Origin of the sequence: Neoalteromonas facilis (assembly GCF_002807665.1) — a bacterium.
GTDB classification, from domain to species: Bacteria; Pseudomonadota; Gammaproteobacteria; order Enterobacterales; family Alteromonadaceae; genus Alteromonas_E; species Alteromonas_E facilis.
In genome coordinates this window covers 563,631-580,476 of sequence record NZ_PEAY01000003.1, presented here as the reverse complement: position 1 = coordinate 580,476, position 16,846 = coordinate 563,631, and the positions used below count along the sequence as shown (strand labels likewise).

Genomic DNA, 16,846 nt, shown 5'->3' with positions numbered 1-16,846 from the left:
AACCTAGCCCATCCAATTTACGGTTAAATCAATTAACTTGTAGCGCTGCAACTACACCATCGCGAGTCGTCGCAAACAACGTATCACCTTGCACTACAGGCGCAACAAAGACTGATTCATCTTCATCGTCATCACCCAATGCATAGCGGGCAACTAAAGTACCGTCAGCTTGATTCAACCAATGTAAGAAGCCGTATTTGTCACCGACGACAACGTACTCTCCCATAGTTGCAGGGGCTGATAATTCTCTGCCTTTTAAACGACCTTGCGACCACAACTCAACACCATTACGACGGTCTATTGCATACACATGGCTATTATTGTCAACCACATACAAATTGTTACCCGCCAATGCGATTGACTGATAAGACGCGTATTCACGCTTCCAAATAACTCGACCAGTGCGTAACTCAACCGCTGCTAATGTGCCGCCATAGCTAATTGTGTAAATGTTACCGGCGAATACTATAGGTTTAGCATCAATATCAACAATACGCTCAAGTTCAGTTGCACCACTTGGCGCACTGATCACTTGTTCCCACGCCATAAGCCCAGATTCGAGAATATTAACCTGTAACTTCCCAGTCGGTGTTCCAATAATGGCGCCGCCGTTGCTAGCAACAGGTGTTGATAGTCCGCGCAAAGACAAGGGTGGTACTTCGCTGTCAGTGCGCCACAGTTCGCGACCATCACTGCTGCTCAAAGCAAGCATTGCACCAGAGCCGGTGTTAACGATGACGATACCGCTTTCCACTGCAGGGGCAGATAAGACTTCACCGCGTACATCAACTTGCCATTTTGTTTCGCCTGTATTGGCATCTAATGCGTATACCAAACCATCTTCAGTACCAAGGTATAGGGTATCAGCAACAACCGTAATACCACCCGATATCTTGGCGGATATTCCGCTAGACCAAAGTGAAGATAAGCCGCTGAAAAAGCCTTCATTCGGATAAACGGCAAAGTTTCGGTGCCATACTTTTTCACCATTCGACTGTTCCAAGGCATAGACATCACCTTGGCGATTGGCGACATACACGTTGCCGTATGCTAGCGCCGGTTGAAGACGTGAAAAATAGGCATCAACGCCATGACCAATGTCTTTATCCCAGACTTTTGTCGGTTGAAATTGCTCAGTGATAGGCTCCAGACGACGAACTTCTAGTTCTTCTTCATCTGCAAACCAATCAGAGATTGTGCTACAGCCACTAACCGCAATCAGGCCGAGCGCTAACAATGAAGGTTTAAAAATGTTCACTCGCATGCCCTTAGCTGCCTGATGCAACCGCTAAATTATCCAGTTTCATCTTCACTACACGATTCTCTGGTGCCGCTTCTACCGCATTACCATAGGCCAAACGCGCTTGCACAAAGTCCGCTTTCAATGAGTAAGCGTCACCTTTAATTTCTTCTACCTGAGCAGTGAATGACTCACTTGCTACTTTAGACACATTATCTAATGCGGAATCAGCGTCGTTCTGTGCTAGCTGAACACGCGCTAATCGCACCAGCGCCATGTCGCGTAAAGCGACGTCTTGTGCTTCTGTTGCAGTTTTGAGGTATGTCGCAGCACTGTCTAAATCTTCGCTTTGAATAGCCTGAGCAGCCATTATCATAGCGGTCAAAGAGGCATAACCTGATGCTTCATTGCTGCTTAAGAACGTTTTAGCTCGTTCAAGGCCAGCTTCTGTTTGCAGTCCTTCAATAACGCTTTGATATTCCAAAGACGCAGCTTCTTTAGCCGCCAGTTGACTGTCAGAATAATAACGCCATCCCCATAGGCCGCCTAAACCTAATACGGCACCGACAACGATCGCCATACCATTTTCTTTCCAGAATCGCTTAATCGCTTCTACTTGTTGTTCTTCTGTTGCGAACTGTTCCACTTCGTATCCCTCATAACTGCACAGGTAATCCCTGCTAAATTTATATCTGTATTGTTTTGTTCACTATTCGCCGAGCATCTGCTGAATGCGCTCTGGCAATTCATCTAGCCCGACATCTAGTTGTGAATCGTTCGAACGCAACGGTTTCAAACCAACGCGTTGCGCACTGACTTCTGACTCGCCAATAACCACAGCCACCGACGCGCCAATCTTGTCAGCTCGTTTAAATTGCTTTTTCATGTTGCCGCCACCGCAGTGCAATTGCACATTGAGTTGCGGCACTTGCTCTCGCAGTGATTCAGCCACTTGCATGGCATAAACGAATTCATTCTCGCTCATGGGCATAACATACACATCAGCCTGAGCGGTGCTGACAGAGGCACTTTCTAGCGTTTCAATCAGCAAAACTAAACGCTCTAACCCCATGGCAAAACCGACAGCTGGCGTTGCTCGCCCACCTAACTGCTCAACAAGGCCATCATATCGTCCACCCGCTAATACCGTACCTTGAGCACCAAGAGCATCAGTCACCCACTCAAACACAGTACGATTGTAATAATCTAAACCGCGAACCAATCGAGGGTTAACCTCAAATTCGATACCTAAGTCGCGCAAACGTTCACATAATTGCGAAAAATGTTGTTGCGACTCTTCGTCGAGATAATCAATCAGCAATGGTGCATGCTTAACAATCGCCTGAACATCAGGATTTTTGCTGTCTAACACTCTTAGTGGGTTAGTCTGCAAGCGACGTTTGCTGTCTTCATCCAGTGCAGATTCATGCTGACTTAAATAAGCTACAAGTGCTTCACGGTAGTTTGCTCTAGCCTCTGGCGAACCGAGTGAATTAATTTCGAGCTTTACCGATTTTTCGATTCCAAACTCGCGCCACAATCGCGCGCTCATCATAATGACTTCAACGTCGATGTCGGGACCATTTAAGCCATATGCCTCAACACCAAACTGATGGAATTGTCTATAACGTCCCTTCTGCGGACGCTCATGACGGAACATTGGCCCCATGTACCATAAACGTTGCTGTTGGTTGTAGAGCAAACCATGCTGGTTACCTGCTCTAACACAACTGGCTGTCCCCTCAGGGCGCAAGGTCAGGCTGTCACCATTTCTATCGTCAAAGGTATACATTTCTTTTTCAACGATATCGGTCACTTCGCCAATAGAACGTTTGAATAAATCTGTACTTTCAACAATAGGGGTGCGAATTTCCTGATAGCCGTAACTGGCAACCACTCTGCGCAGTCGAGATTCCACCCACTGCCACAGTTTTAGTTGCTCAGGCAACCCATCATTCATACCACGAATGGCTTGGAGTTGTTTGGACACGTGTAAACTCAAATCTGATTGGTTAATAAAAAGCCCCGTATTATAGGGGCTAAGACTCAAAACAACAAACCACTTATGCGCTTTTATTAGTGCTGATTAGGTCAATCATTATCAACGGTTTTAACCGCAATCTTGTTACGCTCATCAAGTGCCGCCGCTTTCGCTCGAATACGTTGCTCCAATTGCGTCACTAAGTCATTGTTATCCAATCGTTCTTTTTGACGTTTGCCGTCTAAATAAAAGCCACTCATATTGCGTGCACCTGTAAGGCCTAAATCTGAAACTTCGGCTTCTCCAGGCCCATTCACCACGCAGCCAATGATAGATACGTCCATTGGCGTAAGGATATCGTCCAAGCGCTCCTCGAGCGCATTAACAGTGCCAATTACGTCGAATTCCTGGCGAGAACAACTAGGGCAAGCAATGAAATTAATACCGCGAGAACGAATTCGCAGCGACTTCAAAATATCAAATCCGACTTTTATTTCTTCAACAGGATCAGCCGCAAGCGAGATCCGAATAGTGTCACCAATCCCTTCGGCCAACAACATGCCTAACCCAACCGCGCTTTTCACTGCGCCGGAACGAAAACCACCGGCTTCGGTAATGCCCAAGTGCAGTGGGTTTTCAATCTGCTTTGCCAGTAATCGATAGGCCCCCACGGCTAAAAATACATCTGAGGCCTTAACGCTGACTTTAAACTGAGTAAAGTTAAGCTTATCGAGAATATCCACATGTCGCATGGCAGACTCAACCAGCGCCTCTGGTGTTGGCTCACCGTACTTTTCTTGCAAATCTTTCTCTAATGATCCGCCATTTACACCAATTCGGATTGGAATGTTTTTGTCTGCCGCGCAATCAACGACCGCTCTTACACGGTCCATCTTGCCTATGTTACCTGGGTTTATACGCAAGCAATCAGCACCGTATTCAGCGACTTTAAGTGCGATGCGGTAGTCAAAGTGAATATCGGCGACCAAGGGTACAGTCACTTGCTGTTTAATCTTTTGAAACGCTTCTGCCGCATCCATAGTCGGGACGGAGACTCGTACAATTTCGCCTCCCACCGCCTGTATACGTTTGATTTGCGCGACGGTAGCTTCAACATCCGTCGTTGGCGTATTGGTCATGGATTGCACTGCTATAGGTGCACCATCGCCAATCGGAACATTGCCTACATTAATGCGCGTCGACTTACGTCGAACAATAGGAGTTTCAGCAAACATGGTAGATTTACTCTCGAGGTACGCTAAATCGTGCACTGCGACCTGCTGGAATATCACTCATATCAACAGGCTCGCCATCATAAGTTATAGAGACATTTTGTGGGGCACCCAGTGTGACCACAAACGGGGGAACGCCAGATATTGGCATTACGCGGCCTTGTACTTTAGTACCGTAAGCAATCGCCTCACCGGTCGCGTCGGTAATATTGACCCAGCAGTCATCCTGAAAGGTGAACACTAGCTCGATTAGTCCATTTTCCTCATCAGCTGAACCAATGGTAGACACCTCGACCTCGTCCACTTGATCAATATCGGCATCGCCGCTATCTGGTTGTCGCGTATTGTCTTCGCTAGCGACTTCCTCAAAAGTTTGTTCAGCCGTCGAGAATTGTGATGCGACCTCATCCTCACTCGTTATGTCTGCGCTAAAGCCATTGGTGCGGTCGACTGTTTCATCATTGATACCATCACTCGCTGACACCTCAGTATCAGCGACTCTCACTTCATTTGATTGCGGTGGATTATTTTGTGCTACCGTCGAACTTGCCGTGTTCGCGGCCACCATTTCACCTTGGGGTTCAGCGGTCAATGCTGCCGATGTTGAAGTGTCGGTTCGGTTGAGCGCAGTATTATCCGGTTGCTGATACCACCACAAAATAAACAATGCGATGACAACCAACAAAATAAAATAGGTAAACATCATCCAACGACTGTCATTGGCTTCTTTTGATACTCGCTTAGAAAAGCTTTGCAGCTTGTGAGGTGGCTTCTGAACGTTTGCATCTTGACTTAATTCTTCAAGAAGGGGCTCTGGATCTAGACCGACATTCTTAGCATACAGCCTAACATACCCTTTAATAAAAGTTGGTGACGAATACTGACTAGTATCATCTAGCTCGAGTTGCTCGATCACACTCACCTTTAAAAATAATTTATCCGCTAGGGCTTGTTGGGATAGGCCCTGAGCTTCACGCGCAGCCTTAAGTCGTTGACCCACGCTTGGCGTCGATTGCGCCACTTCCTGTTCCATTTGATCTTCTGTCATTGACTTAGCATTACTCTTGGGTAACTGATTCAGGGTCTACAACCCATAATGTCATGCCTTTCTGAATGGACCCATTTTCGGGTAACTGGTTCCATTCAATAAGGCTACTCATCTTGATGTTATACCGAAGTGAAATCCGATAAAGATTCTCACCTGCAGCAACCGTATGTTTTTGTACAACTTTATCTTCTGTATCCAATTCAGAGTCCATCGCTGTACTCGAAGATACAGTCGAAGCAGCCTCTGCATTAGATAAGGTATCACTGTCTTGCAAAGATTGTTCAGTTGATGTCTCTGCTTGATCTACCGCCCCATTCTCTTCGACAACATCCTCTACTGGGTAATCGTTGGTCGCGGAAATGCTATCATCAACATCGGTTTCATCAGTCACTGTAGCAACATCGCTGGACGCATCGGCTACCGGGATCTCATCGCTGTCTGGCTTGACGGTAGTTTCGACGGTAGCCTCGACGACAGTCTCGGCTTCAGTATTGGCGGCAGTCTCTTCACTGACCTCTGCCATTGTATCAGTTACACTATCAACTACAGTTTCAGCGGCGCTTTCCGCCTTCGCCACTTCTGCGGTTTCTCTCGCTTCTGTTAGTGCCTTATCCTCTTCATTGATACTTGGCGCAGTATCAACATCAGATTTCACTTGTTCAGGCTCAGGCTGGATCGGCTCCACTGGTGCCGCAACGGGTTTAGGCGTTTGTGCCACTTTAGGCGTCACCAATGGTTTATCCATTGACGCAACATAACGTTGGGTTAATCCATGGCGGGGATACATGCGCATCATCATGTCGCCGAACCCCTTCGCTTCGTCCATTTGCCCAAGCCCTTGCGCAATTTGCACAGACATCCAAAGTGTCTCTGCTGAAACGCGGGCTACTCGCTGGTAGCGTGCTAGAGTTTGCTTTGCCAGTGCAAACTGCTCTTCTCTGACTTGTAATTCCGTCAGTAAAAATAGGCTTTTCGCTCTGGTTGGCTGGTGTTTGAGCGCTGTTTGTAAATAATCAATGGCCTCGTTAGGGCGATCCTGACTTAAGCTACATAGCGCGATATTTTCATAGGTTTCCGCTGAATTCGCATAGCTTTGGCTATTCACCGCTTTGAGAAAGAAGGTTTTAGCTTGATCATAACGACCTTGTTGACATAAAAACGCACCGTAACTATTGGCAATATCAGGATTACGCGGATCAAGATCCATCGCATTTTCATAGGATTGCTCTGCGCGGGCGAACTCTTCAACTAACTGGTAATAATAGGCAAGACTGTAGTGCGCATCCGCCAAACGGGGCGCAAATTCCAACGCTTTGTCTAGATTTAATTTGGCTTGGGTATAGTTACCATTTTTAAGATAGGTTAGACCTAAAGAAATGCGTGTTTTAGCGGCTTCTACTTGGTCAAAATCGTTAGTCCGTTCAAAACCTTCCGGTAACGGCTCGCTGACGCAACCGGCCAAGGCGAGCAGTAACAAAAGCGCAAATAATCGTGCAAACATGAGATTGCTCATTCCATCGTTATAGTTATCTGCACAAATTTATCAGAATAGCGGCCAATAACAATGCCTTATCGTGGTTTTATTGGGCGTAACGCCATTATTCTGCGACTTTTACCGGGATCGACTGCCCTTTTTCTTGTTTCTTGAGCAATCGCTTGGTGCGATCGACGACATCACCGACCAATTGACCACATGCCGCATCGATATCGTCACCTCGGGTTTTACGCACCATAACAGTAAAACCATGCCCCATGAGCACTTTGGCAAAACGGTCTATGCGACTGTTGCTAGAACAGGTGTAAGGTGAACCCGGATAGGGATTAAACGGGATCAAGTTGATCTTGCTAGGAGTATCCTTCAATACTTTCGCCAGCTCATGCGCTTGGTCCGTACTGTCGTTGATCTGATTTAGCATCACATACTCGACGGTAACGCGGCCTTGATTCGCCTTAGATTTCGCTAAGTAACGTCGTACACCCGCCAAAAACGCCTCAATATTGTACTTTTTATTGATTGGCACAATTTCATTGCGCAGCTCATCTGTTGGCGCATGTAATGAAATAGCAAGCGCCACATCAATTTGATCGCCTAGCATGTCTAACGCGGGCACAACCCCTGAGGTTGATAACGTGACACGGCGTTTTGATAGGCCAAAACCGAAATCATCCATCATGATGTCCATGGCCGGCACGACATTTTTAAGATTTAACAGCGGCTCACCCATCCCCATCATGACAACGTTCGTGATCGGGCGTTTACTGGTGTCGTTGGATAAACCCAGCGCCGTTGCTACGCGCCAAACCTGACCAATGATCTCTGCAACAGACAAGTTCCGGTTAAAACCTTGTTGTGCGGTTGAACAGAAAGTACATTCCAGTGCGCAGCCAACCTGAGAAGAAACACACAATGTGGCTCTGTCAGTTTCTGGGATCCAGACCGTTTCCACTTCCTGACCGCCGTCAAGTTTCAATGCAAACTTAATCGTACCGTCAGTCGCGTTTTGTTGATACGCAATTTCAGGTGCTCTCACTTCACAGTTTGCTGATAACTTTGCTCGCAACGATTTATTGAGGTTAGTCATTTTGTCAAAGTCATGTTCACCATGTTGATAAATCCACTTCATCAACTGGTCTGCACGAAACGGCTTTTCGCCAATCGAAGCAAAATATTCGCGCATTGCAGCGCGGTTGAAATTAAGCAAGTTGACACTTTTTTCACCGGCATCGATGTTTCCAGTGTTTACCGCTTGTTGCTCGACAGATTGACTATTTGACATTTTAGGCCTCATTGAATACGCAAAAAGGGAGCGTTGACATCTATCCCTCTTTTTAAAGAGAGAATTCCTTCAGCAAGACGGCGATGCCCCGCCGCGGCAATGTTAAGTGCAGCATTGATATCTCTGTCATTTTGAGAATCACAACTTGCACACTTCCATTGCCTCATTCCAAGACCTGTTCTACCTTTCGGACTATTGTCGGGTATCTCCCCACAATTGGAACAAGTCTGGGTTGAAAATGCTTCATCTATCACGTCAAATACAACACCTGCGTAAGCACATTTATATTCCAATGTTGACTTGATTTTTCCCCACGCTGCATCAGAAACTGACTTGGCGAGGTGTGTCTTAAGCATTTGTTTTGAATTAATATTTCCTACAAATATTGCTCTGCTGGAATCTACTAGTCTCCGAGTAAACTTATGAATGTTATCTTTCCTACGATTTGCTATCTTTGCGTGAATATTTCTCAATCGTTTCTTGTTTCCGGCTCGCTGTGCTTTTCGCAAATCATCTTGCAACGAGCGATATTCTTGTTTATCCATCATGTCACCATTCGAGGCGGTAGCGGCCACTTTGCAGCCTAAATCAACACCTATGATTTGGTCACCTTTGGAAAGATGATTATCCACTTCAACTACTACATTAAAGTACCATCTTCCTCTAGCATCTTCGTTAAAGGATCCAGCTCTAAAACTGAATTTAGACATTCCAAAACTATCCCAAATGCCAAAGTACTTGCCGTTGAAAAAAATGCATCCATTTTTGAACTTAGCGGCTCTTGAGTTCACTGGTATCCAACCTAAAGCCTTACTTGCTCCCATTGACTTACGCCAACGAAGTGAGACCTTTTTAAATTGTTTACGCCGAGTCACATATTCTGAAGCTATACATTGAACGCTCTGACTATGCAGCCCTAACTCTTTCGCAGAGCCTTTAGTATAAGGGTGAATGTCATATGCTGACATATAAATATGCCGCTCTTTAATCGCTCTGCTACTTATTTCGTTTATATAGTTCCAGACATAGTTCACTGAACGAGCTTGTCTATTCAGCTCTTTCTTGTGTTTGTCTTTAACTCTAACTTTAAGGGTTTTCAGTCTCATGCTGTAATTATATACAGCATCCCAGCAATTGCTAATTCAAAATAAAAAGACACAGAAACTTCACATTTCTGTGTCTTTATTTTAAACAAAAAATGTTTCGCAATATTTTAGCGAGTGCGTGGGCAAATCTCTTCTTCTGAGAAGAAGTATGCAATTTCACGCGCTGCTGATTCTGGCGCATCTGAACCGTGAACCGCATTTTCATCGATTGATTCAGCATAATCAGCACGTAAAGTACCTGCAGTTGCATCAGCAGGGTTAGTAGCACCCATGATTTCACGGTTGCGTACTACTGCGTTCTCACCTTCTAGAACCTGAACCATCACTGGGCCAGAAGTCATGAAGTTTACCAACGCGTTAAAAAATGGACGCTCTTTGTGCTCAGCATAAAAGCCTTCAGCTTGCTCTTTGCTCATGTGGATCATTTTTGACGCAACGATACGCAAGCCAGCAGTTTCGAAACGGTTGTAGATTGCACCGATTACATTTTTAGCTACTGCATCAGGCTTAATGATTGAAAAAGTACGCTCGAGAGCCATGCTCTATCTCCGAAAAATAGGGTTAACAAAATTTTGGTCGCGGATTATATGCAATTACACTGCAAATGCCTAGTGTTGGCGCGCATATAATCGACAGACGTTAATTCAGTTCACTGTCTTTCCAGAATTTCGTCCCTTTAACCGTGGCTTGTAACGCTAATCCGCTTTCGGTCAGTGTATAAACCGTCACATCTCCGTAATACGCTTCAGCTTGCACTGATCCGCCCTTGTTGCCTGCTTTTGCAGCGGCATCCGCATTACCACCAAACGTCCAGCCCGACTCGACAAATTGTTTAATGGCAGCTTGCGTGTGGAACACCATGATAATGCGGTAATCTTTCACACCCAACCCAAGTCCTACGCCACCTTCAGCCATGTTCATGTAGGTTCGAGTACCCGATTGATTGTTTTGAACGACACCATATCCCGTGCCAGCCGCCATAAAGATCAAATTAATGTTAGCATTTGAAAACACGGCATAGCCTTGTGCTTTGCTGATCTGACTTTTGGTATCTGGCTTCTCTTTATACAAGGCTTGCAATGTTTCAGCGCGCATGTCCAATATGGCTGACCGCTTATCAGCAGCGCTGCCACCGCCCATTGAGGCACAGCCGAATAAGGTTAAAACTAGAAACATCGTAAAAATAGCGCGCATGTCGCCTCCATTGATTGCTTTGACAGAATAGCTAACCCGCCGCCAAGAGGCAGGTTTCTTTTGATTCATCAAGATTGTAGCTAACCTAAGGATAGACCTATTGCAGGGATTTCACAGAATCGGTCAAAATTACTGGCGCCAATTAACGCTATAGAGCGACTACTAAAAGGGGCAGCCCGCAACCAACCTCGCGAGCGATGCTACGACGTACGCTGTAAAGAAAAGTGTCCGACACAACGGTGAAAAACACGTACCCAATTGAGTTTAGACGGTAAAAGTCTAGCCGTTAGGTATTTGCTACATCTCTGAGTTTGGGGATCACATCGTGGATCACTTGTATTGCATGATCAACTTCAGCTTCAGTCGTAAACCGGCCAATACTGATCCTTAACGAACTGTGTGCGTCAGCTTCACTCAGCCCTAGTGCGGCTAACACGTACGACGGTGCCATAGTTGCACTGTTACATGCTGAGCCCGAAGAAACAGCAAGATCACTTAAACCACGCAATAGAACCTCACCATCAATACCGGCGAAGCAAATATTTAAATATCCTGGACAGCGCTGATGTTCATCGCCGTTAAGAGTAACGTTTTCGATGTCTTTAATGCCATCCCATAAACGTTGGCTTAGAGCAGCAATAAGGGTTTGCTCTTGCGTCATCTCATGCTGCGCAATTGTAAAAGCCTCGCCCATACCGACAATCTGATGGGTCGGCAACGTCCCCGAGCGCATGCCTCTTTCATGTCCACCACCGTGAATAAGCGCTTGAATAGTTACTTTAGGTTTACGCCTCACATATAACGCGCCGATCCCTTTAGGGCCGTAACATTTATGTGCTGAAAATGACATCAAATCGACACACAAGGTTTGCAAGTCAATTGGGACTTTACCGGCACTTTGTGCTGCATCGACATGAAATAAAATACCTTTCTCTCGGCACAGTTTTCCTATAGCCGCGATGTCCTGCAGTACGCCGATTTCATTATTTACATGCATAACAGACACAAGTGCCGTGTCTTCGCGTAATACCGCCAGCAAGTCGTCTACTAGCAATATGCCGTTTGATTGAGGGTTAACATAAGTCACGTCAAAGCCTTCACGCTCTAACTGTTCACAGGTATCAAGTACCGCTTTGTGCTCAGTCGTTAACGTAACAATATGGCGGCCCTTGCTAGCATTGGCATATGCAGCCCCTTTAATCGCCAAATTATCCGATTCTGTCGCGCCACTGGTGAACACAATTTCGCGCGGATCAGCATTCACCAAATCTGCTACTTGGTTACGAGCAATATCCACCGCCTCTTCAGCCATCCAGCCATACTTGTGCGAGCGAGACGCAGGATTACCAAAATGTCCTTCAGGGGTTAAATACTGCATCATCTTTTCAGCCACACGCGGGTCGACAGGACGAGTGGATGCGTAATCAAAATAAATCGGCGTTCGTACTTGGGTCATTTTGGGCAACTGCTAGTTAAAACATCACTTAAATATGTGGGTCAAAAGCTTCTTTCGCTTGTTCTTTGCTAACACTGACTTGAGGTTTTAACCCTGTATCAGCAAAGTCTTCAACGGTCAGTGCATGTAGCGATTTTGTGCACACCTCGCCCCCCATGGCTTGAATAGCTGCGCACATCTCCTCCACCTTCGCGTCCATTAAATGTACATGCTCTAGCATAACGCCCATTGCATTGGCAACGGGGTCAGGATTATCTGCTGCTACCGCATATGCATCAAAACCGTATTTTTGTGCGATCTTACTGCGTCTTTTATTGTGTTCTTGCGCATCTTCAGATTCACTGTCCGCTCGAGCGTTGATGATCCTGCCGGGAATACCGACCGCAGTTGCTCCTGCGGGCACATCACGCACTACGACCGAATTGGAACCGACTTTAGCCCCCTCTTCGATAGTGATCGGACCTAATACTTTAGCACCAGCTCCTACGACCACATTGTTCTTCAACGTTGGGTGACGCTTACCACTTTTCCATGTCGTACCGCCCAGCGTAACCCCATGATATAAGGTTACATCATCACCGATTTCTGCCGTTTCACCAATCACCACCCCCATGCCATGATCGATGAAGAAACGCCGGCCTAATGTGGCGCCCGGGTGAATTTCGATCCCCGTAAGCCAGCGAGAAAACGTAGAGATACTGCGCGCTAACCACTTCCAATTGCGGCGCCACAAGCGGTGTGCAACACGGTGGATCCATATCGCATGTAGACCAGGATAATTGGTCAGCACTTCAAAGGTATTACGTGCTGCAGGATCGCGATGAAATACGCTAGCAACGTCCTCTTTAATGCGTTCAAACATGCAATATGCCTCCTCTGTTTATTGGCTGTCGTCTTTGTCGGTAGATGCTGGCTCGGCATCATCCTTGTGCACCACTGATTTGTCGATTGAAGACAAGATCCCGCGCAAAATATTAAGTTCTAACGATTCAGGACGAGCACGATTAAACAAGCGGCGTAATTTAGTCATTACCATGCCTGGATGATTCTTAACAATGAACCCGGTTTTGGTCAGTGTCGCTTCTAAGTGGGTATAGAATCGCTCCAAATCGACTGACAGTGGATACTCTTCTTCTACCGAGGGGTGCTCATTTTGAGCCAAAAACGCCATACGCACCTCATAACAAAGGGTTTGAACCGCAGCCGCGAGGTTTAATGAACTGTACTCTGGGTTGGCAGGAATACACACATGAAAATGGCACTGTTGCAGTTCTTCATTCGTCAACCCGTTATTCTCACGACCAAACACCAGGGCCACCGGGTACTGACTTACTTCACTGATTAATTTCAGGCCACAATCACGCGGCCCCAACATCGGCCAGGAGTGTGTGCGCGAGCGCGCGGATGTGCCAATCACCAATCCACAATCAGCTACTGCCTCTTCTAACGTGGCGACTGTTTTTGCCGCCGCTAACACATCACCTGCGCCAGCCGCCAAAGCCGAAGATTTGCCGTCCGGAGGTGATACAGGGTCGACTAGAACCAGTTGACTCAGGCCCATCGTTTTCATTGCACGTGCGGCAGAACCAATGTTGCCGGTATGGGAAGTATTGACTAATACAATGCGAATATTTTCGAGCATATAATCTGTTTGATAGGTTGAATTTTGTGCTTGATATTGCGCGGAGTCTACCACAGAACAAGCGGTCTGGCAGTTACAAAAAGGCGTATATCAGAACGCATGCTTCTTGATTAAATCATTGCAAAAAAAATCGATTCTGATACCATCCGCTCGTTTTTTGGCCAAGCTAATAGCGTTGGCCTTTTTCATGTTCTTTTACAACTGATGGTGACTACAATGCATCCTATGCTAAACATTGCGGTGCGCGCTGCACGCGTGGCCGGAAATATCATTGCTCGCGGTTTTGAAAACCGAGACGATCTGGATACTAAATCAAAAGGTAAAAATGATTTCGTAACACGAATCGATAACGAGGCAGAACAAGCCATCATCAGTAAAATCAAACAGTCTTACCCAGACCATGCTTTCTATGGCGAAGAATCTGGCAAGCAAGGTGCTGATGAAACTTTCACGTGGATTATCGATCCACTAGATGGCACCACAAACTTTATTAAAGGTATTCCACACTTTTGCGTATCCATTGCATTGCTGCATAAAGGTCGTTTAGATCAAGCCGTGGTGTTCGATCCGATTCGCGGTGAATTGTTTACCGCCAGCAAAGGTGCTGGTGCTCAGTTAAACGGTTATCGCATTCGTACAGGCAAGCAAAAAGACCTTGATCAAACCGTTCTTGCAACCGCCTTTCCTTTTAAACAGAAAGAAGAGCTCGCTAGCTATACAGATAGCTTCACTAAAATCTTTTCTGTCGCCGGTGACATTCGTCGTACTGGCTCTGCAGCGCTCGATATGGCATATGTTGCCGCAGGTCGCTTTGACGGCTATTGGGAACGCGGTGTACAACCTTGGGATATCGCAGCAGGTGAATTGTTAGTACGCGAAGCTGGCGGCTTAGTGACTGACTTTAAGGGCAACAATGATCCACTCTATGCAGGTGAGATGGTTGCTGGAAACCCACGTGTAGTGCAACAGTTAGTTAAGAACTTAAAGTAATTCGACACTTTAACAAAATTAATGGTGACCTATCCCCAGAGGAGGTTAGGTCATTTATTGTTATCGCTGGGGCTATTTGATTAAATCAAAGTGTATTTAATTATTAATAGTGACTTTTGAAACCAAATGTGTTCAAAGGAGTATATCAATAAACAACTATAAGAATTATTAACTGTTAATTGGCTAATAAAAATTCCGTCTGTTTTTCTAACCGGTCAAAGAGTATCCTCGCTCCATCAACGCTAAGATGATCATCATCGAAATATAAAGCCTTATTATCAATGACAGCTGGGCATCCATCTTCATCGCAAAAAAGGTCATAGACTCTAATACGCCTAACCCCTTTATTTTCGTTAAGTGTATTTAGTTTATCCAAAATAAAATTATGTCTCTTATGGTAATATTCAGACGACGTTGCTCGATATAAATCAAGTAGCGTAGACTTACCATAAATTGAAAAAGGATTTGCTCCTTTACTAATATGGACGGGAAGTTCTGGAATAGGATCTAAAAGCCAAACCGTTTTATTTGAATCTACCAACCTTGAGATTATTTCGCTTAAATTAAGCCAATACAATTCTAACTTTTCGTTGTCATTTATGTCACTACTATCAACAATATCTAATTCTATTGCTTTCGGTATTTGTGGGTAAATACCCACGTTGTCACCGAAGATTCCATAACTATATCTAAATCCTACTAAAACATTTTCGACTTCTGATTGTTGTTCCAAATAAGTCAATGTTTCATTTAGCCACTGAGAGCACATTTCACGATTTTTTAACGTAAAATTAAGCGCTGGCACACAACCTGAATAACTATGATGCTGCAAACCTATCTGCTTTCTCTCGAGCATCTCTGCCAACGCGTATGCTGGTTCAACAGTGTGACTATCACCAAAAGTTGCCCATTTAACGTTGGTATGGTTAAAGTAAATACAAGCATCTTGAGGTGTAATGTAATTCCTGTCGCTAGCATGACATTCTTTCCTCTTAGCGCTGTGCTTTATCGAATCCTCAAATTGTTCTAAATATACAAACCGCTCAGGCAGTCCTTGGGTGAAATGCCCCGTCAACCCCATTAGACTGAAGAAAGAAATGCCGAATAATGATAGATAGAAAACATACGCTCGGGTGTATCGAGCCTTGTTACGGAAAGGCGTTTCAATGTATTTATAACTTACTATAGCTAGAAAAAAAGTTACTACTATGGCTGCAGAAAAAATGACGAGGCTTGGATGGCCGAATGTTTTCATTCGTAAAAAAGCGAAAACTGGTTGATGCCACAAGTATAATGAGTATGAAATGAGTCCAATGAAAACAACTTTTTCACGGGACAAAAGTTTAAAACTAATTGAGTTTTCATTCGGAAAAAGAACAATTAGACACGTTGCTACAACAGGCAAGAGCGTTAACTGATTAGGATGTACCGTATTTTCCGGCCATAAAATAATACTCCCAAGAAGAATTAATAATCCAATATCTGCAATATAATTAAATTGCCTGCTTCTTGATGAGCTGAAGATCGCACATATTGAACCAGCTAATAGCTCCCAAGCTCTCGTAATAGGCCAATAAAATGCGGCAGAGTTATCCACAGAATCCATTTGGATAAGCATCAAGCTGAAGGATAAAATAGCAATAAATACTAAGAAATAGAGAACAATCCTTACGCCGAATTTGTAGGCAATGAAAAGAAAAGGAGGAAACAATAGATAGTATTGTTCCTCTATTGCGAGAGACCAAGTATGAAGCAAAGGCATCTCTTCTGCAGCTAACGAAAAATAATCAATCTCTAGATAAAAGAAAATATTAGACAAGAATAAAACTACAGAGAAAAGACTCTGCGAATATTCTTTAAACTCATATGGAGACATAAAAATAGCCCCCACAATTGTTGTTGCTAAAAGTACTACAAATAGGGCCGGGAGAATTCGCCGAGCTCGTCTCTCGTAAAAATTGACTATCGAGAACCTACCATCATAGAGTTCATTCAATAGAATATTGGTAATTAAAAATCCGCTAATTACAAAAAATACATCAACACCTAAATATCCACCGCTAAAAAAATCAAAGCCAGCATGAAAAAATATTACAGGTAACACTGCGACAGCTCTAAGGCCATCAATATCGGGTCTATAATTCAATTTCATTTGTCCTAATTTCGCTAAGATATATGTA

Annotated in this window: 15 protein-coding genes; 1 reads left to right on the top strand and 14 read right to left on the bottom strand. The window is 44.9% G+C overall.

All coding sequences use genetic code 11. From position 1 onward, the window contains the following. Positions 1–28: 28 nt before the first annotated feature. The 13 genes from bamB to trmJ all read right to left on the bottom strand — a co-directional run bounded on the left by bamB (position 29) and on the right by trmJ (position 13,676). Positions 29–1,264, bottom strand: coding sequence for an outer membrane protein assembly factor BamB (gene bamB / locus CSH93_RS10910; protein ID WP_100643262.1), 1,236 nt, complete (start codon positions 1,262–1,264; stop codon positions 29–31). A 4-nt stretch (positions 1,265–1,268) separates the two neighbouring features. Further along, complete coding sequence (locus CSH93_RS10905) at positions 1,269–1,886, bottom strand: YfgM family protein (protein WP_100643261.1); 618 nt, start codon at positions 1,884–1,886, stop codon at positions 1,269–1,271. A 63-nt stretch (positions 1,887–1,949) separates the two neighbouring features. Beyond that, on the bottom strand, positions 1,950–3,230 hold the full coding sequence (gene hisS / locus CSH93_RS10900; RefSeq protein ID WP_100643402.1) for a histidine--tRNA ligase: 1,281 nt from the start codon (positions 3,228–3,230) through the stop codon (positions 1,950–1,952). 101 nt (positions 3,231–3,331) lie between these two features. Further along, positions 3,332–4,456, bottom strand: a complete 1,125-nt coding sequence (gene ispG / locus CSH93_RS10895) for a flavodoxin-dependent (E)-4-hydroxy-3-methylbut-2-enyl-diphosphate synthase (RefSeq protein ID WP_100643260.1) — start codon at positions 4,454–4,456, stop codon at positions 3,332–3,334. 7 nt (positions 4,457–4,463) lie between these two features. Continuing rightward, entirely contained in the window at positions 4,464–5,501 is a 1,038-nt protein-coding gene (locus CSH93_RS10890; protein WP_100643259.1) for a RodZ domain-containing protein, read from the bottom strand. Between the two features lie 10 nt (positions 5,502–5,511). After that, a complete protein-coding gene (gene pilW / locus CSH93_RS10885; protein ID WP_164078351.1) occupies positions 5,512–7,002 on the bottom strand; it encodes a type IV pilus biogenesis/stability protein PilW in 1,491 nt (496 codons plus the stop codon). A 97-nt stretch (positions 7,003–7,099) separates the two neighbouring features. Beyond that, a complete protein-coding gene (gene rlmN / locus CSH93_RS10880; RefSeq protein WP_100643401.1) occupies positions 7,100–8,278 on the bottom strand; it encodes a dual-specificity RNA methyltransferase RlmN in 1,179 nt (392 codons plus the stop codon). Between the two features lie 8 nt (positions 8,279–8,286). Then, positions 8,287–9,384, bottom strand: coding sequence for an RNA-guided endonuclease InsQ/TnpB family protein (locus CSH93_RS10875; protein ID WP_100643257.1), 1,098 nt, complete (start codon positions 9,382–9,384; stop codon positions 8,287–8,289). A gap of 107 nt (positions 9,385–9,491) precedes the next feature. Further along, entirely contained in the window at positions 9,492–9,923 is a 432-nt protein-coding gene (gene ndk, locus CSH93_RS10870; protein WP_100643256.1) for a nucleoside-diphosphate kinase, read from the bottom strand. A gap of 100 nt (positions 9,924–10,023) precedes the next feature. Further along, the gene (locus tag CSH93_RS10865) at positions 10,024–10,578 is read right to left on the bottom strand and encodes a lipid-binding SYLF domain-containing protein (protein WP_100643400.1); all 555 of its coding nucleotides are present in this window, start codon (positions 10,576–10,578) and stop codon (positions 10,024–10,026) included. Between the two features lie 286 nt (positions 10,579–10,864). Continuing rightward, complete coding sequence (locus CSH93_RS10860) at positions 10,865–12,034, bottom strand: IscS subfamily cysteine desulfurase (protein ID WP_100643255.1); 1,170 nt, start codon at positions 12,032–12,034, stop codon at positions 10,865–10,867. A 28-nt stretch (positions 12,035–12,062) separates the two neighbouring features. Continuing rightward, positions 12,063–12,896 (bottom strand): serine O-acetyltransferase, encoded by an 834-nt coding sequence (gene cysE / locus CSH93_RS10855; RefSeq protein WP_100643254.1) that lies wholly within the window; start codon positions 12,894–12,896, stop codon positions 12,063–12,065. Positions 12,897–12,914: 18 nt separating this feature from the next. Next, entirely contained in the window at positions 12,915–13,676 is a 762-nt protein-coding gene (gene trmJ / locus CSH93_RS10850; RefSeq protein WP_100643399.1) for a tRNA (cytosine(32)/uridine(32)-2'-O)-methyltransferase TrmJ, read from the bottom strand. Positions 13,677–13,892: 216 nt separating this feature from the next. On the opposite strand from trmJ, the gene suhB reads away from it, so the two are divergent. Further along, positions 13,893–14,666: an inositol-1-monophosphatase gene (gene suhB / locus CSH93_RS10845; RefSeq protein WP_100643253.1), complete on the top strand. Its 774-nt coding sequence runs from the start codon at positions 13,893–13,895 to the stop codon at positions 14,664–14,666. Between the two features lie 175 nt (positions 14,667–14,841). Here suhB and CSH93_RS10840 read toward each other — a convergent pair whose 3' ends face one another. Further along, complete coding sequence (locus tag CSH93_RS10840; RefSeq protein WP_100643252.1) at positions 14,842–16,818, bottom strand: acyltransferase family protein; 1,977 nt, start codon at positions 16,816–16,818, stop codon at positions 14,842–14,844. Positions 16,819–16,846: the final 28 nt, after the last annotated feature.